General features: G+C 69.0%; 15 protein-coding genes. 5 read left to right on the top strand and 10 right to left on the bottom strand.

Annotated features, from left to right (window positions below):
- Positions 1-246 precede the first annotated feature (246 nt).
- From LVY72_RS19305 to LVY72_RS19295, 3 genes are all read right to left on the bottom strand, one after another.
- Positions 247-1353 (bottom strand): CapA family protein, encoded by a 1107-nt coding sequence (locus LVY72_RS19305; protein ID WP_237825237.1) that lies wholly within the window; start codon positions 1351-1353, stop codon positions 247-249.
- A 251-nt stretch (positions 1354-1604) separates the two neighbouring features.
- Entirely contained in the window at positions 1605-2018 is a 414-nt protein-coding gene (locus LVY72_RS19300) for a hypothetical protein (protein ID WP_237825235.1), read from the bottom strand.
- Between the two features lie 20 nt (positions 2019-2038).
- Complete coding sequence (locus tag LVY72_RS19295; RefSeq protein ID WP_237825233.1) at positions 2039-3952, bottom strand: primary-amine oxidase; 1914 nt, start codon at positions 3950-3952, stop codon at positions 2039-2041.
- Positions 3953-4095: 143 nt separating this feature from the next.
- Between LVY72_RS19295 and LVY72_RS19290 the strand changes: the two genes are divergently transcribed.
- From LVY72_RS19290 to LVY72_RS19280, 3 genes are all read left to right on the top strand, one after another.
- Positions 4096-4692, top strand: coding sequence for a TetR/AcrR family transcriptional regulator (locus tag LVY72_RS19290; protein ID WP_237825226.1), 597 nt, complete (start codon positions 4096-4098; stop codon positions 4690-4692).
- Between the two features lie 190 nt (positions 4693-4882).
- Positions 4883-5770 (top strand): AraC-like ligand-binding domain-containing protein, encoded by an 888-nt coding sequence (locus LVY72_RS19285; protein ID WP_237825249.1) that lies wholly within the window; start codon positions 4883-4885, stop codon positions 5768-5770.
- A 159-nt stretch (positions 5771-5929) separates the two neighbouring features.
- A complete protein-coding gene (locus tag LVY72_RS19280) occupies positions 5930-7411 on the top strand; it encodes an APC family permease (RefSeq protein WP_237825224.1) in 1482 nt (493 codons plus the stop codon).
- A gap of 453 nt (positions 7412-7864) precedes the next feature.
- On the opposite strand, the gene LVY72_RS19275 is transcribed toward LVY72_RS19280, so the two are convergent.
- The 3 genes from LVY72_RS19275 to LVY72_RS19265 form a co-directional block, all read right to left on the bottom strand.
- Positions 7865-9226, bottom strand: a complete 1362-nt coding sequence (locus LVY72_RS19275; RefSeq protein ID WP_237825222.1) for an MFS transporter — start codon at positions 9224-9226, stop codon at positions 7865-7867.
- A 278-nt stretch (positions 9227-9504) separates the two neighbouring features.
- Entirely contained in the window at positions 9505-10959 is a 1455-nt protein-coding gene (hpaB, locus tag LVY72_RS19270) for a 4-hydroxyphenylacetate 3-monooxygenase, oxygenase component (RefSeq protein ID WP_237825213.1), read from the bottom strand.
- 19 nt (positions 10960-10978) lie between these two features.
- Positions 10979-11206 carry a hypothetical protein gene (locus tag LVY72_RS19265; RefSeq protein ID WP_237825211.1) on the bottom strand — a complete coding sequence of 76 codons (228 nt, stop codon included), beginning with the start codon at positions 11204-11206 and terminating at the stop codon, positions 10979-10981.
- Positions 11207-11356: 150 nt separating this feature from the next.
- Here LVY72_RS19265 and LVY72_RS19260 point away from each other — a divergent pair, with 150 nt between their 5' ends.
- On the top strand, positions 11357-12079 hold the full coding sequence (locus tag LVY72_RS19260) for an IclR family transcriptional regulator (protein WP_237825209.1): 723 nt from the start codon (positions 11357-11359) through the stop codon (positions 12077-12079).
- A 16-nt stretch (positions 12080-12095) separates the two neighbouring features.
- On the opposite strand, the gene LVY72_RS19255 is transcribed toward LVY72_RS19260, so the two are convergent.
- The 4 genes from LVY72_RS19255 to LVY72_RS19240 all read right to left on the bottom strand — a co-directional run bounded on the left by LVY72_RS19255 (position 12096) and on the right by LVY72_RS19240 (position 18815).
- The gene (locus tag LVY72_RS19255; RefSeq protein WP_237825207.1) at positions 12096-13457 is read right to left on the bottom strand and encodes an MFS transporter; all 1362 of its coding nucleotides are present in this window, start codon (positions 13455-13457) and stop codon (positions 12096-12098) included.
- Positions 13458-13571: 114 nt separating this feature from the next.
- Entirely contained in the window at positions 13572-16634 is a 3063-nt protein-coding gene (locus tag LVY72_RS19250) for an AAA family ATPase (RefSeq protein ID WP_237825205.1), read from the bottom strand.
- Entirely contained in the window at positions 16631-17791 is a 1161-nt protein-coding gene (locus LVY72_RS19245; protein WP_237825195.1) for an exonuclease SbcCD subunit D, read from the bottom strand. Before LVY72_RS19245 ends, LVY72_RS19250 begins: the two co-directional genes overlap by 4 nt.
- A gap of 55 nt (positions 17792-17846) precedes the next feature.
- Entirely contained in the window at positions 17847-18815 is a 969-nt protein-coding gene (locus LVY72_RS19240) for an MIP/aquaporin family protein (protein ID WP_237825193.1), read from the bottom strand.
- 296 nt (positions 18816-19111) lie between these two features.
- Between LVY72_RS19240 and LVY72_RS19235 the strand changes: the two genes are divergently transcribed.
- A complete protein-coding gene (locus LVY72_RS19235; protein WP_237825173.1) occupies positions 19112-20200 on the top strand; it encodes an ADP-ribosylglycohydrolase family protein in 1089 nt (362 codons plus the stop codon).
- Positions 20201-20207 lie beyond the last annotated feature (7 nt).

The following is a 20207-nucleotide window of genomic DNA, read 5'->3' as shown; positions in this document are numbered from 1 at the left end:
CGCCAAGGGCTTCAAACTCGGCAACCAGGTCTAACGTCCTTCCTGCCACCGGAACGACGGCGGGGTGCGGCACACGTGCCGCATCCCGCCGTCGTCGTACCCGCCCACACTCCGACCCGGCCCCGCCCCCGCATGGACTGTGCTCGAGTCCCCCGTATGGATCACTGACTGCGCACCAGACCCACGTCCGGGCCCCGGGACGTGGGTCTGGAGCATAGTGAACGGACAGCTGCGGGCCGGGCCGGTTCAGCCCAGCCGGACGGCCATAGCGTCCCCGGCAGCATCCAGCCGGGTACCGAAGCGGCTGCCCGCGTCGTTCAGTACCCCGCGCAGCCATTCGGCGTCGGACACCGCCGCCGGCTGCAGCCGCATCCGCCGGGCCTGCAGCGGCACCAGCCGCAGCCCGCGCAGCTCGTGTGTCCGGGCGTCGAAGGTCAGGAAGTACAGCAGGCGCAGGTCGTCACGGAACTGCTCGTAGCCGCGGATTCCTTCGTAGTCGTTGACCAGGTCCCCGCAGCCGTACAGCACCGGCCGGCCACGGTAGGTTTCCAGCGGGCGCGGGTGGTGCGAGGAGTGCCCGTACACCGCGTCCACGCCGCCGTCGACGAGCCGGTGCGCGAACCGGACGTGCGCCTCGGGCACGGCGTAGCCCCAGTTGGACCCCCAATGCACCGACACCACCGCCAGATCCCCGGGCTGCTGTACCGACTGCACCCACCCGAGGACGAGGTCCGCCGACTCGTCGGACGGGCCGGACAGGAACGCCAGGCCGGGCCGGTCCGGACCGGCGGCATTACCGGGTGCGACGCCGCTCGATTCCATCCCCACCGACCAGAGCAAGACCCGTCCCCGGGCGGCGGGAAGTGTTGCCGGCAGCCAGGCCTGGGCGGCGTTCCGGCCGGCCCCGGCGGTGCCCAGGCCGGCAGCAGCGAGCGTGGCCAGGGTTTCGGCCAGCCCGGGCCTGCCGAAGTCCAGCACATGGTTGTTTGCAAGCGCGCACGCATCGATCCGGGCGGCCGTGAGGCAGCCAATGTTGGCCGGGTGCATCCGGTAATGGATCCCCTTGCCGCGGTCATAGTCGCTGCTGACGGTCACGCTGGTCTCGAGGTTGATGATCCGGACGTCAGGGGCGGTCTCGTCAAGGATCCGCAGCGCGTCGCCCCAGGGCCAGGCCGGCTCCACGGGCGCCGGGATCGGGCCGTTGGCCGCCTCGGCCAGCGCCACGTAGTCCCGGGCGTCCTTCACATGCGGCTCATGCAGCCGTGGCCCGGACGGGACGGGCAGGATCTGGTCCACTCCCCGGCCGGTCATCACGTCGCCGGCCAAGAACAGCGTGATCGCACCGGAATCCATGTCTAACGCCCGCTCCGGCTGTGCCCGCATCATCCACTCTAGTCCGTACCGGCCGGCCCGGCTTGGGGCCGGGAAAAGTGGGCAGGACGCCAACCTGCCCCGCTTTGGGCCGGCAAACTTGGGCAGGATCGTCCGTTCATCCGTTAACGACGACGGCGGGGCTCCCTGGGTGGGAGCCCCCGCCGTTCCAGGCCTTTCCGCCGCTCGCAAGCTCGCCGCGGGGCCTTCGGGCCTGGACCTTAGCCAGTGGGTCAGGCCGCGTGCACCGCCGCCAGCCGAAGCCGGCGCAGCCAGGATGCCGCCAGCACCGCTACCGCCAGTTCAAGGGCGATTACCGCCAGCATCGGCCCGGACTGCGCAGCCTCCAGATGTGCGGAGGTTCCGCCGTGGTGGCTGTGGCCGGCCGGCAGTGCGGCCGCGGCCAGCAGCACCAGGTGCAGCCCGGCCATGCCGGCGGCCGACCAGAGCAGCATGGCCGCCGGGTGCGCCGCCCCGCGCCGCCACAAGGTGAGGGCGCAGGGCAGGCAGTACGCCGCCATCAGCAGCATGGCCGCGCTCTGCCACCAGGCATGGGAGTGGCCGAAGGCCATCCAGACATGGACGGCCACCGAGGCCAAAGCCACTGCGGCACACAGCCGCGGGTGCGCCGTCGGGTTCGGCATCATGGTCCTGCGTCCTTCCGTGCTCAGCGGTGGCAGTGCCCGCCGGCGGGCTTGCTGGCCGGGACGTCGAGGACCGGGCTGCGGTCGAAGAAGCCGTCCGGACGCAGCTTGAAGCCTGCGGTGTCCACCGGCATGATCGGCCAGTCCTCGACGCGCGGGTAGTGCGTCAGGCCGAAGGTATGCCAGAGGACGATGTCCTCGCCGTCGATGCTGCGGTCCTGCTGGATGTAGGCGGGCAGTCCGGCCCCGCCGGCATGCTGGTTGACGAAGTCTCCCGTGGGGTAGCGTTCCTCCTCGGCGTGCCGGGTCACCCATAGGTCCTTGGTGGCGAACGTCGCGCGGCGTGCGACCGAGGACTCCGGGTCCGCGAGCAGCATCGGCTGGCCCTGCGGGAAGAGTTTGTAACCCACCGGTTCGCCGAGCCGGTTCAGCGACTCGGGGTTGGAGATGTGCCAGGTCCGGCCGGCGGCCATGTCCGCCTCGCGGACGGCCTCGGACTCTGTGGCCAGCAGCGTGCGCTTGCGGGTGAACGCGTTGCCGCGCTCGTTGCCCGGACCGATCGGGACCCGGACCGCCTCTTCTTCCTCCACCCGGTTGCTGAATCCGTCCAGCGCCATGTCCAGGCGTGCGCTGAACAGGTGCTGGTGGAACGGGGCACCCAGGCCGGGGGCCATCTCCGAGGCGTAGGGGTAGCCCTTGCCCGGGTGGGCGCTGGTGAATACGATGCCGGTGGCCTTGGCCTCGAATTCGATGGTGCCGTCCAGGTAGAGGTACCAGTAGAAGCCGTAGTCGTAGTTGCCGATGGTGGTGAAGAAGGAGACCACCATGCGGCGGTTGCGGCGGGTGTAGTTGATGCCGGTCCACAGATCCGAGTGCTTGGCCAGGATGGACCAGTCCTCTTCATGCATGCAGATGCCGTTGCGGATTTCGCGCGGGTTGCCGAACCCGTCGGCGATCACCGGGGACAGGTAGGTGATCTCGCCCAGGCAGTCGCAGCCCAGTTCCAGCGAGTTGGCGTACTGGCCGACCAGGTACTCGCCGGTGTCGAAGTAGTTCTGCCAGGAGCGCACCGGGGAAGGATCGCCGTAGGGCACCACCATCTCGGCGATCGAGGCGCGCTTGATGAGCGAGCGCTTCCGGTCCCCGTCCTGGAAGGCGATGTTGTGCAGCACCACGCCTTCGCGCGCGTCGAAGCCGACGTCGAAGCTCCACTTCTCCCATTCGATGTGGTTGCCGCCGGCCACGGTGAAGCTCGGGCCCTCGGGCTGGGTGATGTTGATCGGCTTCTGGGTTTCGCGCAGCGGGCCGGTCAGCTCCGGGTCGGTGTAGTTGCCGTGCTCGGCCGGCAACGGCATGGCGCCAAAGTCCAGCACCTGGTCCACGGTCTTGCTGACGATGTCCACGTACGCCACCAGCCCGTCCACCGGGTGTGCCCAGGCGCTGTCCTCGGGGAAGTTCTGGTAGAAGGCCAGACCGCGCAGGATGCGCCGGCCCTTCTCCTCCGGGTACTCGAACACGCCTGCGGAGAGCGGGGCGACGCGGACCTTGTCGATGTCCAGCCCGCGGTCCGCGATCGCCTTCAGCCAGCGCTCGTCACGGGCGAGGATCTCCTCGACGACGGCGAATTCCTCGTCCAGCACCGGCAGCTCGCCGGTCACGGATGTGTCCAGCTCGGTGGCGGATTCGACTTCGCCGCGGGTCACGGACACCGTGACGTCCTTCGGCGCCGCTCCGGTGATGTCGTGCAGGAAAGCCCGGAACCGCCGGTCTCCGGCAGCCTGTTCCGCGCGGCGCGGCGGATCCAGCAGGCCAAGGTAGGCAAAGCGGGTGCTCTCGGACACCAGGCCGGCGGCGGCGAGGATCTCCCGCACGCGGGTGATCTCGCCGGCGGTAGCCAGCGCGTAGGCGGAGGCGAGCTCGGTGGGTGAGGTGGTCATGGCTGCCCTTTCGAACGGTTGGCACCTGCCGGATCCTCAGTCTGCGGGAACATCCGGCAATTTTTTTCTATGAGTGTAGATAATAGCCGTACGTAAGATGGGTCACAAGGGTTTTTCTACAAAAGGTTCAAAAAGGGGACGGAATGCCGAAAATCGTCGACCATGACCAGCGCCGCGTGGAGTTGGTCAATGCAACGTGGCGGATCATCGCGCGGGATGGCATGGAGGGGGCCACCATGCGGGAAATCGCCGCCGAGGCCGGATTTGCCAACGGCGCGCTCAAGCCCTACTTCCCCACCAAGGACGACCTGCTGACCTTCGCCTTCGGCCACGTCTTCAACCAGACCAACCGGCGGATGGCCGCCGCCACCGCCGGAATGGCGGGACTGGCGGCGCTGCGGTCCTACTGCCATGAGATCCTGCCGCTGGACGAGGAGCGGATCAGCGAGGCGCGGATCGTCATCCCGTTCTGGCAGAAGGCGCTGACCGACACGGCGAAGGCGCAGCTGCACGAGGCATCGATGGAACTGTGGCGCTCGACCATGCTGGCGTATCTGGCCGAGGCCCGGGCTGCGGGCCAGATCCACACCGCCGTGCCCGATGCGGACCTTGCCGGCTTCCTGATGAACATGGTCCTGGGTGCGCAGATCACCGCCGCCCTGACACCGGCCCAGTATGCCCCGGCACAGCTGACAGCCCAGCTCGATGGCTACCTGGAGCTGCTTGCCACCGGATCCTAGGAATATTTTTCACCGTCCGTCGAAAAAAGATGACAGGCGCGGAAATGGCAGCTACATTGGATGCATTGTGACGTTCAACACTGCACTTCTCCAGCAACCGCACCACGAGGATCGGCGGGCGGCCCGCAGGACCGCCCGCAAGTCGGACGTCCGGACCGAGTTCGCCGGCAACTTTGCCGAATGGCGGCATCTGGTCAACGCTTCCTTCGTCCCGCTGGATGTGCATACCGACCGCACCGACGGCTTCCAGGGGCGCATCCGCTCGCAGGTGCTCGACGAACTGTCCATTGCCGAGGTGACCGCCAGCGGCCACCGGGTGCTGCGCACGCCGTCGCTCATTTCCTCCTCGGACCGGCTGTACTTCAAGCTGAACCTGCAGCTGTCCGGCCATGGCCTGCTGGTCCAGGACAACCGCGAAGCCACCCTGCGCCCGGGCGACCTGGCGGTCTACGATACGCACCGGCCCTACACCCTCGGCTTTGGCGAGGAATTCAGGACGCTGGTGCTGATGTTCCCGCACGACGCCCTGGACCTGCCGGCCGAGGAGGTCTCCCGGCTGACCGCGGTCCGGCTGGCCGGCGACGCCGGACTGGGCCGGATGATCAGTCCCTTCATGGTCCAGCTGGCCGAAAACCTGGATGCCCTGTCGGGGGCCAGCGGCCTGCGGCTGGCCCACAATGTGGTCGACCTGATCGCCACCATGTTCGAAAGCGAACTGGCCGCACGGCGCGAACCGGCCACCGGCAGCCACGGCGAACTGCTGGCCCGGATCCGGCATTTCATCGAGGACCACCTCGGGGATCCGGACCTCTCGCCCGCGGACATCGCCGGCGCCCACTTCGTCTCCACCCGGCACCTGCACAACATTTTCGCGGCTTCCGGCACCACGGTGGCCAACTGGATCCGCACCCGGCGGCTCGAACACTGCCGCCGGGACCTGCGAGACCCCATCCTGGCCGACCGCCCGGTGGGCGCCATCGCGGCGCGCTGGGGATTCGTCGATGCGGCGCATTTCAGCCGGATCTTCCGCAACGCCTTCGGCGAGCCGCCGAGCGTGTACCGGCAGGGCAGCCGGTAGGCGGCTGCATTACCACGCGCCGCCGAAGCGCCTAGGGCCGCCGGCCGGGAACGCGGGCACATGTGCACGGTTCGTCAAGTGCAGTGCCGCCAATGGCAAGTGATTCGAGCCACGGATTGGCACAATCGAGGAATCTTTATTCTCCCGTTGGAGGTTTTCATGTCACAGGAACAAACGCTGGCGCAGCAGCAGGGCAGTGAGTCGGGCCTCGGCAAGCGCACACTCGGCGTTCCGGCACTGGTCTTCATGATCATCGCCGCCTCGGCCCCGCTGACCGTCGTGGCCGGCGGCACCACCAGCAACTTCGCCGTCACCGAGGTGCTGGGCATTCCGCTGTCCTTCATCGTCCTCGGCGTCTGCCTGGCCTTGTTCGCCGTCGGCTATGCCGCGATGAGCGCCCACATCCGCAACGCCGGCGCGTTCTACGCCTACATCTCCCAAGGCCTTGGCCGGGCGGCCGGTGTGGGCTCAGCGTGGGTTGCACTTGTTGCCTACAACGCGATGCAGGTGGGAATCTACGGCCTGTTCGGCTTCGCCTCGGCCTCCTTCATCGGCAGCAAACTCGGCATCGAGGTGCCCTGGTGGGCGACCGCACTGGCCGGCTTCCTGGTCGTCGGCTGGCTGGGCATCAACAAGGTGGACCTATCCGCAAAGGTGATCGCCGTGCTGGTCGGCCTCGAGTTCCTTGCGGTGCTGATCTTCGACATCATCGCCCTGGCGGTGGCACCCGAGGGCATCTCCGGTGCATCGATGGCTCCCTCCAACCTCTTCACCGCAGGCGTGGGCGCGGCCCTGGCCTTCAGCATTGCCGGCTTCATGGGCTTCGAGTCCGCTGCGATCTACAGCGAGGAAGCCAAGGACCCCAAACGTTCCATTGCCCGGGCCACGTACATCGCCGTCGCGGTCATCTCGCTCTTCTACGCCTTCTCCGGTTGGGCGACCACGATTGCCACCGGACCGAGCCAGATCGTGGCCAAATCGCAGGAATTCGGCCCCGACCTCATCTTCGTGTTCCTGAACGAGCACGGCGGCATGCTGCTTGCCGACGTCACCCAGATCCTGTTCATCACCAGCCTGTTTGCGGCATTGATGGCCTTCCACAACGCCGTGGCCCGCTACGCCTTCTCGCTCGGCCGCGAGGGAGTCCTCCCCCGCAGCCTGGCCCGGGTGAATCCGCGCACCTTCGCGCCCGTGGCCGGCTCCCTCGCCCAGTCGGCGCTGGCGCTGGTCATGCTGATCATCTTTGCGGTCGCCGGCACGGGCTCCGAACTCGGCGCCCTCTACCCGGTGCTGACCTTCTTCACCTGGCTGACGAACACCGGTGCCTTCGGCCTGGTCCTGCTGCTCGTGCTGATCTCCGCGGCAGTCATCGGCTATTTCCGCAAGCACGGGACGGGCTACTCGCTGTGGACCCGGCTCATTGCCCCGGCCCTGGCCATGCTCAGCCTCGGCGTGGTGTTCGTCCTGATCGTGGTCAACTTCAACGTCCTTATCGGCGCGGAAGGCGCATCCGCCCTGTCCTGGCTGCTGCCGGCCCTCGTGGTGGTGCCTGGCATCGCCGGAGTGGCCTGGGGCCTGTACCTGAAGTCGGCCCGGCCAAGCCTGTACGCCGGCATCGGCTACGGCGGCGAACAGGACTAACTACGGACACGAGGACAGCCCCGCCGGCACGCCGGCGGGGCTGTCCTCGTTTTGGCCTGCGGTTGCCGCCCCGTCCGCGCCCCTTGCAACAGACGGCCACGCGCCGGGCACCGGGCGCGGTCGCCGCGATGAGCCGCCCTGCCGGCGTCGGAAGATCCGGGCAGAGGCCGGTCCTGTCCTGGGGAGGCCGGCGAGACGACGGCGGAGCGGCCAAGGCACGGATTGCCCGTCGGCCTGCCTGGCCGGCCGGGCTGAAACCCGGCTCCCGCCGCCCCCGAAGCACTCCCGTACGCCGGGCCAGCGGCTCCAGGGCCTTGGGCACCGGCCGGTCGGGGACCGCGGAGAAGCCCGCCCCGGCATATCGACGAAGCCGAACACCGGTCCCAGGCGGGACGCCAAAGGGCGCCGCGGAAAAATCCGCGGCGCCCTTTGGCGTTGGCCGGAAAGCAGGCCTTACGGGTTGGTCTGCGGATGCGTGCGCAGGTATTCCTGGTGCGCTTCCTCAACCCGCAGGTTGTTGCCCTTGGTCTCCTTCACCATGGACACCGCGATCAGCGAGATCAGACCCACCACGGCAACGTACACGGCGATCGAGGTGGTGGAACCGAACTTCGACAGCAGCAGTTCGGCAATCAGCGGGGCAAAGGCACCGCCGAGGATCGCACCAACGGCATAGCCGATCGAAACGCCCGAGTACCGCACGTTCGCCGGGAACATCTCGGCGTAGAGAGCGGACTGCGGACCGTAGGACAGGCCGAGGCCGATCGTCAGCACGAAGATGGCCACGGTGAACCACACGATGTTGGCGGTATCGATCAGCATGAACATCGGCAGCGCCCACAGGATGATGATGGCGTAGCCGATCTGGAAGGTGCGGATCCGGCCCAGCTTGTCGGAAATCATGCCGCCAAAGAGGGTGAAGATCAGCCAGCCAAAGGCCGCCAAGGTGCTCGCCAGCAGCACCGGACCGCGCTCCATGCCCAGCACCTTGGTCGCGTAGGAAGCGAAGAAGGCAATGACCAGATAGCCCGCGGCATTGTTGCCGATGAAGATCAGGGCGGTCAGGACGACTTCCTTGGTGTTCTTCCGGAACAGCAGGCCCAGCGGAGCGGCGGACTCCTTCTTGCGCTCCTGCATCTCCTTGAAGACCGGGCTCTCATCCACCGAGCGGCGGATCATGTAACCGACGGCGATCAGCACGATCGAGAGCAGGAACGGGATGCGCCAGCCCCAGGCCAGGAAGTCTTGCTCGCTCAGCAGCGTGGTGGCCAGGTACATCACGAAGGTGGCCAGGATCATCCCGGTAGGAACGCCGATCTGGGGGTAGGCGCCGAAGAAGCCGCGCTTGTTGATCGGCGCATGCTCCACGGACATCAGTGCGGCTCCGCCCCATTCGCCGCCGGCGGAGAAACCCTGGACGATGCGCAGCAGGACCAGCAGGATCGGAGCCCAGACGCCGATCGCAGCGTACGTCGGCAGGACACCGATCAGGGCCGTCGCCACACCCATCATGATGAGGGTGAAGACCAGCATCATCTTGCGGCCCAGCCGGTCACCCAGATGTCCGGCGACAATGGCCCCGAGCGGACGGAACAGGAAGCTGATGCCCAGTGACGCCCAGGAGGCGAGCTGTGCGCCGGTGTGCCCCAGCGGCGCGAAGTACAGATTGGCCAGAACCAGGCCTGCCGCCTGGGCAAAGATGAAGAAGTCATACCACTCGATGGTGGTACCCACCAGCGTGCCGGCAAGGACCTTGCGTTCCTCTTTCCGGGTGGCAGGACTGAGGCTGCCGGCTAGCTCTTCTGACGTTGACATGATTACTCCGGTGCGTCGGCTGAACAACTGGAACATTTACCGACAGAACGGTCGGTAATGTGACATGTGCCATATTACATGGCTCGTAACGCAGAACACACCCCCGCGGTTTCCGAGGGTGTGTTCTGCGCCAAGCGGTAGAAAACGGGCGCCCGGCGGCGGCCCTCGGCTGTTAGCGACCAAAAGCCTCCCCGCTCACGGCCTGCCCCACACGCTGCGCGTACGGGGACCCCTGGCCGCTCCCTTACCTCGCCAGCTCGGGGCGGGGCCCTCGGCTGTTAGTCTTCGCGGGCGAGGAATTCGCGGATCCGCGCCCGCGCGGGGGCAAAGTCGTAGCTGTTGACCAGGGCCCCGGCCATGCGGACCGGATCGCCGAAGAAGAAGTACTCGTAGAGCGACTCGCGACCCGAGAAGCCGGAAATCGAGGCATCGAACGCCAGCTTGAACAAGCGCACGCGCTCGGCCCCGGTCAGCGTCTTGGCCTGCAGGTACTTCTCAATGTCCGCGCCGGCGTCGCTGTTCACATCTGCCTCGCCCGGCAGCGCCATCAGGCCGGACGCGGAGAACTTGCGGATGATCTGCGGGAACCGCTGGGCGATCTTCGGGTACCAGTTCCGGGCCGCGTTCAGCGTGGTCCAATGCGGGAGCATGACACCGTCCCCGCTCAGCTCGGCATCCACCTCCGCGGCGCGGATGAAGGCCTTGCCGATTTCGACGTCGACGATCAGCTCGGCGATATCCTCCTGGATGTGCTGGAAACCGTCGATGCCGATCGCATCGGCCAGTTCCGAGGCCAGGCCCAGGAAGAAGGTGCTTTTGGCGACGGTCCGGGTGACCACCTGGTGGGTCATCAGGGCGCCGGCACCGGTCTCGGCGTACCAGGCATTGCACAGGTCGGGACGGCCGAGCATGAAGACGCGCTCGTTGGGCACGAAGACATCCTCGAAGACGACCACCGCGTCCATTTCCTCGAACCGCGAGGCCAGCGGCTCGTCATGGACGCTGCCGCCGTTATACAGGGAGGACCGGCACAGGTAGCGCATGCCGGGGGTGTCATTGGGCACGGCGAATGCGTAGGAGTATGGCGCATCCTCCGGGGTACCGCGCAGCAGGGTGGAGGGGAAGACCAGCAGCTCGTCGGCGATCGGGGCGATGGTGGCCAGCATCCGCGCACCGTTGATGATGACGCCGTCCTCGCGCTCCTCGGTCACCCGGGCGGCCAGCTGGCCGCCGAGCTGCTCAGAGCCGGGCACCGAGCGGTTGACCTGCGGCGGGATCAGGGTGTGGGTGGCCAGCAGGTCGTTCTCGCGGGCGTACTCGTAGTAGCGCTCGATGCGCTCGCCGAAGACCGGGTCGGCCTTCGCGAAGAACTTCTTGGCCGTGGACAGCGCGGTCAGGGAGGAGTTCATGTAGTCCCCGGAGCGGCCCAGGAAGCCATGGGAGAACTCGGCCCAGGTGGAGATCGCCCTGCGGCGCCTCCCGAGGTCCTCGATGGTGCGGGGCACAAGGAAGGAGGCGTTGACCAGGTCCCCGGTGGTCGGCGAGGTGTAGGTCAGGGCCTCCTGGTACTTCGGGTCGTGCTGCATGTCGAAGAGCTTGGCGTAAGTCCGGGCATTGTTGCGGAACATCGGGTGCTCGGCGATCTTCTCCGAGACCACCTCGCCGTTGATCACCACATGGGGATGCATCGAATTAAGCTTGTCCAGATACTGCTGTCCGGTTCGGATGCCCATGGTCTTCCTCCAAGTTTCGTCATTGAACGTTGAATTGGCAGTTTGACGGCCGGGGACTGCACCAGAACAGTTCCTCGATGCCGAGCCGGCTTTCGGGGATGGCGGTGAAGCTGCTGTCGGCGAAATGCGTGGCCAGCGCACGCTGCCCCGCTCCGAGGATGTTCACGGTATACGGGCAGCAGTCCAGTTCGTCGTGGGCCGTGATGGACCGGTCCGCAGCATCCTGCCGGGGAGCAGCAATCATCATTGGCCCCTAACCCTCGTGGCGGCTGCGGACACCGCCTTGAAGTTCTATAGTTGAACATCACGTCCTGATATAGAACAATATGGGAATGTGACCCCCCGCACAACCGACTGTGGCGAATTTCCCACAAGACTTTCCGCAAAGGATGTCCAGATGCCCTCCAGCGAAGCTCCCGCCAAGTCCGGTGCTGCCCATTCCCAGACGCTCTCGCGCGGCATCCGGGCCCTTGAAATCCTCGCCGATGCCCCCGCGCCCATGACCATTGCCGAGCTCTCCGCAGCGCTCGGCGTGCACCGTTCCATTGCCTACCGGATCCTGCGCACACTCGAGGACCACTCCCTGGTGATGCGTGATGCGGCCGGGCGCCTGCAGGCGGGTCCGGGGCTGGCGGCGCTGGCCCGGGGCGTCTCGCGCAATCTCCAGTCCGCCGCACTGCCGGAACTGACGAGCCTGGCCAACAGCCTGAACATGACTGCGTTCCTGGCCGTGTGGGACCAGCACGACTGCGTCACGCTGGTCACCGTGGAACCCCGCCATTCCGGTGCGACCCTGGCACAGCGTCCGGGCACCCGGCACTCCTTCAGCGCCGGGGCACCGGGCATCGCGATCCAGTCCGCTCTGACCGAGGAACAGTGGGAGCAGCTGGCACCCGGACAGCCGTACCGGCCGGAATCCCGTGCCGCCGCGGAACTGGGCTATGCCGTCAGCCATGACGAGGTGATCCCGGGGGTTTCCTCGGTGGGTGCCCCCATCCGCGTCCCCGGGCAGCTGCCGGCGGCCCTCGCCGTCGTCTATATCCGCACCGAACTCGACCCGGACGACATCGGCCGGACGCTGGTGGCCGCCGCATCGACCATCCAGGCCGAGCTGCACTGACGGCCGCCGTGACGGGTTAAGCCGATGGCGGCAGGGCCCGGGCGCGGCGCACCCCGGGCAGCGCGAACAGGCTCACCAGCAGCATTACCGCCGCCGCAGCGGCGGCGACGAGGAAGGCCCCGGTGTGCCCGGCTGCCTGGGCCGCTGCGCCAGCCAGCGCGGCACCCAGCGCCGCGCCCAGGACGACGCCGCTGGCCAACAGCGTCATGACCGTACCTAGACGGTGCGCCGGGGCCACCAGGCCGCCGACACCGTAGATCGTCACCATGGCCGGGCCGACCGGGAGCCCGGCCGCCAGCAGCGCGGCCACCATCTGTGCGGGGGTCTGCGGCAGCAACAGCAGCAAAGTGCAGCCCGTCATGCCCGCGGCGCACAGGATCCACCGCGGTACGAGGGCGAAGCGTGCCGGCCAGAAGGCCACGGACAGCGCGGTGACCGCCGAGCTCACACCGATCAGCGCGTACAGCAGCCCTGCGGTTTCCGCTGCCCCGATGCTGCCGCCGAAGGCGCTGACGCCGTTCTGTGCCGCCCCGAAGAACATGCCCATCGACACCATCCCCAGCACCGGGACCGCCGCCGGCCACCAGCGGGCCGGATCCGGCCCCTGCCCCGGGACGTCCACGGGGCGCCGGCTGCCGGCCGCGGGCGGGACCGCACGGTGGGTGGGGTGCACGGCGAAGGCCGGGACCAGAACGATGGTCAGCACCGCTGCCAGCACAAACGGCAGCCAGGCTGCGACGAATGCCGCCAGCAGCCCCACCAGCGCCGGGCCGAGTACGAAGGTCAGCTCGTCAACGGTGCTTTCGTAGGACAGTGCGGTCCCGCGCACGGCCGGCCGGTGCCGGGTGAGAGCCATCCAGCGCACGCGCGCCAGCGAGGCCACCTGAGGGCTGGTGAGCCCCATCAGCAGTGCTGTGGCCAACACCACTGCGACCCAGGGCCCGGACAGGTCCGGTACGAGCGCGACGGCGGCCAGCAGTCCGGCGATGGCCGCGGTGTGGGCCACCGCGGCAGCCAGCAGGACGCTGCGCTGGCCCCGGCGGTCGGCCAGATGTCCTTGGGCCGGGGCTCCGGCGGCGGCGCCGATCCCGACCGCACCGGCTGCCATCCCTCCCAGGGCATAGGAACCGGAAGCGGTAGTGGCCAGGGTCATCGCCCCGACGGTGAGCATTGCCAGCGGCAGGCGGGCAAGGAAGCCGATCGGCAGGAAGGACCTGCCGGCCAGCGCGGGCAACTGCCGGAAACGGCCGGCCTGCCGTTTCGCGTCGGCGGCGGCAGGGCCGGCCAGCTCAGAGGCGAGAGGACTGGCGGAATCTTCGGGAAGAGTCGTGGCCGCCGCGGGGGCAGGCGGGGTGGCGGGAGAAGGAATGGCACTCATGGTACTCCGGGCAGCTCAAACCGCGCATCGTCCCACCTCCCGACGCGCACGACCCGGATAACACCTCCATTCTACTGGCCTCCGGGCCGGCCGGCAGCCGCCACACGGGCCGGCTCAGACGCCGGCCGGCTCCCCCAGCACGAGTTCCACGGAGGAGCCCTGCCGGCCCTTGGCCACCCGCAGCTGGGCAGGGATACGCAGCTTCATCTCCGGCACATGGCTGACCAGCCCGACAACCCGGCCACCGTCCCGCAGCCCCTCCAGGGCATCCATGACCTGTTCCAGTGCCTGCTCGTCCAGGCTGCCGAAACCTTCGTCCACGAACAGGGTCTCGATATCCACGCCGCCGGCCTCCGCCTGGACCACATCGGCCAGGCCCAGCGCCAGCGCCAGCGAGGCCATGAAGGACTCCCCGCCGGAGAGCGTGGCAGTGTCCCGGCGCTGCCCGGTCCAGCCGTCGTTGACGTGCAGACCAAGCCCCGATTTCTTGTTGCCGGACTTGGAATCGTCATGGACCAGGGTGTAGCGCCCGTCGGTCATCGTGCCCAGCCGCTCCGAGGCCGCCGCGGCAATCTGCTCCAGCCGCGCGGCCAGCACGTAGGTGGTCAGGGTCATCTTGCGTTCGTTCTCGCCCAGCCCGCGCACCGTCTCCGCCACGGACTGGATCCGGTCAAAACGCTCCCGGGCCGCGTCCAGCACCCCGGTTGCCTCGGCCAGTCGGGGGCCGTAGGACTGCAGCTGGCGGTCCGATGCCTGCAGCACGCCGCTGCGGACCTGCAGATCCCGCACCGCCTCGTCCAGCTCTTCGGTGCGGCTGCGCAGCGCTGCGGCGGCATCCGCGTCCGGCGGCAGCTGGCCCGCTGCCCGGTCCGCGCGCGCCCGCCGCACCGGCTCGGAGTCCCGGAGCAACTGCACCCGCTGTCCCAGCAGGGTGTGTTCCTCGACGGCCAGCTGCGCTGCCGCCAGATCGGCCGCGGACAGCAGCGCCGCGCGTGCCTGTTCCTCGCCGTCAAATGCCGAGCCTGCAATCGCGCCGGCCAGTTCGTCCGCGCTATGTTCCAGCGCGTCCGCCGCATGGCGGCTGGCGTCCAGCGCCCGGACCGCCTCGCCCAAGGCGGCCACAAGGCCCGACAGGGCTTCGGCATGCGCGGACAGCGTGCTGCCGGTCGGCGCGAGAGCGGCCAGCCTGTTGCCGAGCTGACCGCGCTGCTCCCGCACGGCTTTCAGTTCCGTGCCGGCGGCGGCGTGGTCCACGTCCAGCGCTGCGGCCTGCCGGCCGAGCTCCTCCAGTCTTGCTGCCGCTGCAGCAGCTGCGGACTCCAGCTGCCCGCGCTCCAGGGCCGCCTGCCGTGCGGCGTCCAGTTCCGCGCCGGCCCGGTCGACGGCGGCACGGGCTTCCGCCGCCGGGGTTTCCCCGCCGCGGGCAGCCAGCGCGGCCAGCCGGGCTTCAAGCCTGCCGCATTCCTGCTGCGCCTGCGCCAGGCGCGACTCGGCCTCGCTATGCTCCTGGCGCGCTGCGGTCTCTTCGTCCTCGCCGACCAGGCGGCCGGCCCCGGCCCCGGCAGGCGCCGGATGCTCTTCGGAACCGCACACCGGGCAGGGTGCGCCCGCCTCCAGCCGCGAGGCCAGCTCCGCGGCTGCATTGTCCAGCCGCTGCTGCAGCAGGTGAAGCCAGCGTTCCTTCAGGTCCAGCTGCAGGGCCTTGGCCTCGTCCCGGGCGCCTGCCGCGGCCGCCAGCTCCGTTGTGCAGGCGGTGTGCTCGGCCACCACTCCGGCTACCGCTTCGGCTTCCGCCACGCGCCGTTCGAGTGCCGGAAGGTCCCCGGCCTCCGCCTGTCTGGACTGCAGGTCCTCCTGCAGCCTGGCGGCCTCATCCCGGCAGGCGGCGGTATCCTCCGCCGTCCGGTCCATTTGCGTGGCGAGCCGGAGCAGCCCGGCCTCCAGTTCTGCTTCCGAGGCCTCGAGGGCCTGCAGCCGTTCTTCCTCCGGCAGCAGCGCCTGCACCCGGCCCAGCTGTGTCCCGGCCCGGTCCGCAGCCTCCGCCAAGACCGCAGCGAGCCGTTCGGCGGCTTCCCCGGCCGCTGCCGGCGCGGGAAGTTCCGTTCCATAGTCTCCATAGAGGGGGTGCGCGGCAGCGGCCTCGGCCAGCCGCTGCGCCGTTCCGGCGGCCTGCCCGGCCGCGGCCGCGGCCTGGTCGCGGTGCCGGATGGGCGCGGCGAGCAGTTCCGCACGGCGGTGGGCCTGCAGATCCTCAGCCAGCTGCCGGTAGACCGGCTCATTGGTCCGGCGCTTGTCCTCGAGTTCCTCCAGCGTCCCCAGCTCGGCGTGGTCCGCGATGCGCCGTTCCTGCGCCGCGGCCTCGGCACGCAGCCGGGCCAGTTCTTCGGCTCCGTCGGCGGCCCGGGCCGCAGCGTCCGCGGCCAGCGCGGCGACAGCCTCCTGCAGCTCCCCGAGCAGTCCGGCACCGTCCACAGAATCGTCCGGCAGTTGGTCCTGCGCCAAGTGGCGTCCGGCCTCCTCGCGTGCCGCACGCAGCAGCAGCCCGACGGCGGCCAGGGCCTGGTCATATTCCACCTTGGCCACCCCGGCGTCCGCGGCCAGCGCCTGTTCCACGGCCTCGAAACGCTGCGTATTGAACAGCCGCTGCAGCAGGGGCCGGCGTTCCTTCGCATCCGCACGCAGAAAGGCGGCGAACTCCCCCTGCGGCAGCAGCACCACTTTCGTGAACTGGTCCAGGCTCATACCCAGCACCTCGCTCAGTTCGGTGGCAGCCTCGTCATTGCGGGCCGACTTTTCCACCCAGGCGCCGCCGATGCGCTCGCGCAGCAGGGTCTGGGCCTGCTGCACCGCGGTGCCCTTGCCCGAACGTGCGGACGGGCGGTCCCACTGCGGACTGCGCGTGACCTCGAAACGCCTGCCCCGGGCGCTGAATTCGCAGACCACCTCCGGGGCAGTCGCGGCCTCGGCGTGGTCGCTGCGTAGCCGCTTGCCGCTCTGGCGCGCCCCTGGGACGGAACCGTAGAGGGCAAAGCACACCGCGTCGAGGATGCTGGTCTTACCGGCGCCCGTCTGGCCGTTGAGCAGGAACAGGCCCTGGGCGCTGAGCTCATCGAAATCGATCTGCTGCCGCCCGGCGAACGGGCCAAACGCCTGGATTTCCAGCCGGTGGATCCTCATGCGGACACCTCCGCAGCCGCGGCCAAGCCCAGAGCCTCGATAAGCAGCTCCCGCTCGCCGTCGTCAGCGGCCCGGGAACGCACATGTTCCAGGAAGCCGCAGCAAATTTCCAGGTCGTCCTGGGCCTTGGCGATCCGCTCGCTGTAGGTCTGGAGACTGCGCTGCGGCCCCGAGGCCGGTTCGAAGGCAAGGACCAGGGTGTCCGGGAACCGGCCGCGCAGCCGCTCCATGGCCCGCAGCGGACGTTCATCGTCCGTGAGGGTGATCTGGCAATAGGCCGCTTCGGCCCAGGTGTGGTCCGGCGATTCCAGCAACTCGTCCATCGTGCCCTTCAGCACGGCCAGCCGGCGCCCCGTCTCCCAGCTGATCTCCTCCACTCCGGCCAGCCCGCCGGCGTCGAACTCGACGAGGTAGCCGCCCTTGCGGTGCCCTGCCTCGGAGAAGGAGTACGGCAGCGGGGAACCGGAATAGCGCACGGTATGGCTCAACTGCTGGCGGCCGTGCAGGTGTCCCAGCGCTACGTAGTCCAGGCCGTCGAACAGGTCCAGCGGGACGGCACCGACGCCGCCGATGCTCAGGTCCCGCTCGCTGTCCGAGGTGAGGCCGCCGCTGGCGAAAGTATGGGCCAGCACCAGGGCGTGGACGGTGCCCCCGGCACGGCGGGCGACCAGGTCCGTGCGGATCCGCTCCAGCGCTGCCTGGGTGACGGCAGTATGCGACGGCGATTCCGCGCCGAGCTCGTCGGCACACAGCCGCGGCTCCAGATAGGGAACCCCGTAGACGGCGAGCACCGCGCCGTCCAGCGCCAGCTCCACCGGCACGGCCAGCTCCGACAGCTTCGTGCGCAGGTGGACCCCGCCGTGGGCCAGGATCGTCGAGCCAAACCCCAGCCGCGATGCCGAGTCATGGTTGCCGCTGGTCAGGATGATGCGCGCGCCGGCTGCGCGGATCCGGGCCAAGGTGTCCGAAAACAGATTGACCACGTCCACCCCGGGCAGGGCCCGGTCATAGACGTCCCCGGCAACCAGGACCACATCCACGGACCGGTCACGCACCGTCTGCACAAGCTGGTCGAGGAAGTGCCGCTGCGCCGGCAGCATCCCCACCCCGTGGAAGGATCGCCCCAAATGCCAGTCCGATGTGTGCAGTATCCGCATATTTCAAACCTACCGGCCGGCGGGGACAATCCGGCCACAGCGCGCGGCGCCCGGGCTACTTCCCGGCCGCGCCGCCCCGGGGCTTGGCCGGATTGCCCTTGCCGTCAAAAAAGTCACGGGCCTCGGTAGCGCCGTTGTCCTCCACCGCCGGCTGCTCGGTCGCCTCGGGCTCCGCCACGGCGACATCATCCTTGGCAAAGGCGAAATCGGCTGCGGCCTTGCCCTTGGCGGTCTTGGCCTTGGCCGGCTTGGCGTCCGGGGCCGGGTTCCCGGCGCTGCGGTAGATGAGGCCCGCGATCACCGCGCCCAGCAGCGGAGCCACCCAGAACAGCCACAGCTGGCCGGCGGCGTTGCCGTCGCCGAAATACACGGTGGCGGTTGAGCGGGCCGGGTTCAGGCCTGCATTGGAGATCGGCAGCAGGAAGGCGGTCAGCACCGACAGGACCAGACCGACGGCGAACGGGCCGCTGCCGGGCCGGGCGCCGCGGGCTGTGGCGCCCAGGTACACGGCCACCAGCAAGGCGGTGCCGATTGCTTCGGCCAGGAACACCCCGGACAGTCCGAAACCACTGGCACCGGTGGCATCAAAGCTGTTGGAAATCGCCGTGAAGAGGCTCTTCGACTGGGTCCCGGCCGGGTGGCTGGCCAGCACCACCCAGAGCACCGTCGTCGCCAGCGAGGCACCGACCACCTGCGCCACAATATAGGGCAGGACATGCTTCCACGATGTGCGCCCGGCCAGCGCCGTACCGAGGGTAATGGCAGGATTGAAGTGGCCTCCGGAGACGTAGCCGAAGGCCAACATCGCCGCGACCATGGCGAACCCGAACCCGAACGGCACCGCGAAGCCGCCCTGCGGGTTGAACATCCCAATGCCGAGGGCACCGCCGACGACAAGGAAGGTACCGGTTGCCTCGGCGCCGATCCGGGCGGACAGCGAATAGTTCTTCCCGGACCGCTGCGCCTTCTGCACGGATCCGCCCGGCTCCTGCTCCACGAGCTCCCCCGACTGCATTGCTGACATGTCCAGCCCATTCCTTCCGCCGCGGCCGGCACACACCGGCCCGTTGCTCACAAAACCGTTTCCACCCTTGCATCCAAGACTGGGAGAATGCTGGACGTCCGCTGGGACGGAAGTGGAGTTCGCGCGGCGAATGTGGTAGGCACCCTTCGCACGCTCGGCGCGGGCCCTCGGCGGATATCGTCCAGCGGCCGCCCCCGCCTCGCAGGCTCGGCTGGGGACCCCTGCCGCTAGCGTGTCTCCGCCTCCCACCGCTCGCAAGCTCGCGGCGGGGCCCTCGGCGGATACACTGGGACACCGTGACCATCCCAGCGCCTGGCGTCCCGGCCCAACCTGCCTCCCCCGACTTCGACTCCCGCGTGCGTGCCTGCCTGCTCGGCGGCGCCCTCGGGGACCAGCTCGGCTATGCCGTCGAATACAGCAGCTGGCAGGAGATCGAGGCCCGGTTCGGTGGCGAGCTGCGCGGCTTCGACCAACTGGACGAACCCGGGCACTTCAGCGACGACACCCAGCTGACCCTCTACACGCTGGACGGGCTGACTGAGGCCATCGAATGGGCCAACGAAGGTGTGGCCGCTGACGAGGCGGCCTGCCTGTGGCTGGCCTACCTGCGCTGGTACGCGACGCAGGACGGGCACTTCCCCGACCGCGCTCCGGAACCGCAGCCGCGTTGGATCGACCGGCAGGAGGTACTGCACCATCGGCGCTCCCCCGGTGAGTCCTGCCTGTCCGCGCTGGCGACCGGGGAAATGGGCATGCGGTCCCGGCCGCTCAACCCCGAGGCCCGGGGCAGCGGCGCCCTCATCCGGTCCGCGCCTTTCGGGCTGCTGCCGTTCGTCCCGGCGGAAACCGTGTACAAACTCACACTGGACGGAGCGGCGATCACGCACGGGCATCCGTCCGCCCGGCACAGTGCCGCCGCCTTCAGCGGATTGCTCCGGTCGATCGTCCAGGAGGGAGCCTCCCTGCCGGATGCGGTCCGTGCCGCAGCGGACCGTGCCGGACAGGAAGACCCGGCAGGCGGCGTCGCCGCCGCGCTGCTGAGGGCCTTGACGGCCGGTGCCGGCGGCCCGCTTCCGCCAGCGGAGCTGCCGGACGGGCTGGGTGCCGGCTGGCTCGCCGAGGAGGTGCTCGCCGTCGCCGTCTATGCCGTGCTCGCCACCGCCGGTGCCGGGACGCCGCAGGAACACTTCCGGCTCGCCCTGGCGGCCGCGGTCAACCACGACGGCGGCAGTTCGTCCACCGGCAGCGTCGCGGGCCACCTGCTGGGCGCCCTCTACGGCGAGCCCTGCCTGCCGCCGGCCTGGCTGCGCGACGCCGAGGCACCGGAGCTGGTACTGCACATGGCGGAGAGTTTCCTGGCCCAGGTCCGGGCCCAGACCGACTGACCGGCCT

Origin of the sequence: Arthrobacter hankyongi, from assembly GCF_022012395.1 — a bacterium.
Taxonomy (GTDB): Bacteria; Actinomycetota; Actinomycetes; order Actinomycetales; family Micrococcaceae; genus Crystallibacter; species Crystallibacter hankyongi.
Note: the sequence above shows the minus strand (reverse complement) of the source record. Positions and strands in the feature narration are given on the sequence as shown.

Bases quoted from the DNA above. Each gene is read 5' to 3' on its own strand.
- LVY72_RS19305 (WP_237825237.1), bottom strand. From the start codon at position 1,353: ATGGATTCCGGTGCGATCACGCTGTTCTTGGCCGGCGACGTGATGACC.
- LVY72_RS19300 (WP_237825235.1), bottom strand. From the start codon at position 2,018: ATGATGCCGAACCCGACGGCGCACCCGCGGCTGTGTGCCGCAGTGGCT.
- LVY72_RS19295 (WP_237825233.1), bottom strand. From the start codon at position 3,952: ATGACCACCTCACCCACCGAGCTCGCCTCCGCCTACGCGCTGGCTACC.
- LVY72_RS19290 (WP_237825226.1), top strand. From the start codon at position 4,096: ATGCCGAAAATCGTCGACCATGACCAGCGCCGCGTGGAGTTGGTCAAT.
- LVY72_RS19280 (WP_237825224.1), top strand. From the start codon at position 5,930: ATGTCACAGGAACAAACGCTGGCGCAGCAGCAGGGCAGTGAGTCGGGC.
- LVY72_RS19275 (WP_237825222.1), bottom strand. From the start codon at position 9,226: ATGTCAACGTCAGAAGAGCTAGCCGGCAGCCTCAGTCCTGCCACCCGG.
- hpaB (WP_237825213.1), bottom strand. From the start codon at position 10,959: ATGGGCATCCGAACCGGACAGCAGTATCTGGACAAGCTTAATTCGATG.
- LVY72_RS19265 (WP_237825211.1), bottom strand. From the start codon at position 11,206: ATGATGATTGCTGCTCCCCGGCAGGATGCTGCGGACCGGTCCATCACG.
- LVY72_RS19260 (WP_237825209.1), top strand. From the start codon at position 11,357: ATGCCCTCCAGCGAAGCTCCCGCCAAGTCCGGTGCTGCCCATTCCCAG.
- LVY72_RS19255 (WP_237825207.1), bottom strand. From the start codon at position 13,457: ATGAGTGCCATTCCTTCTCCCGCCACCCCGCCTGCCCCCGCGGCGGCC.
- LVY72_RS19250 (WP_237825205.1), bottom strand. From the start codon at position 16,634: ATGAGGATCCACCGGCTGGAAATCCAGGCGTTTGGCCCGTTCGCCGGG.
- LVY72_RS19245 (WP_237825195.1), bottom strand. From the start codon at position 17,791: ATGCGGATACTGCACACATCGGACTGGCATTTGGGGCGATCCTTCCAC.
- LVY72_RS19240 (WP_237825193.1), bottom strand. From the start codon at position 18,815: ATGTCAGCAATGCAGTCGGGGGAGCTCGTGGAGCAGGAGCCGGGCGGA.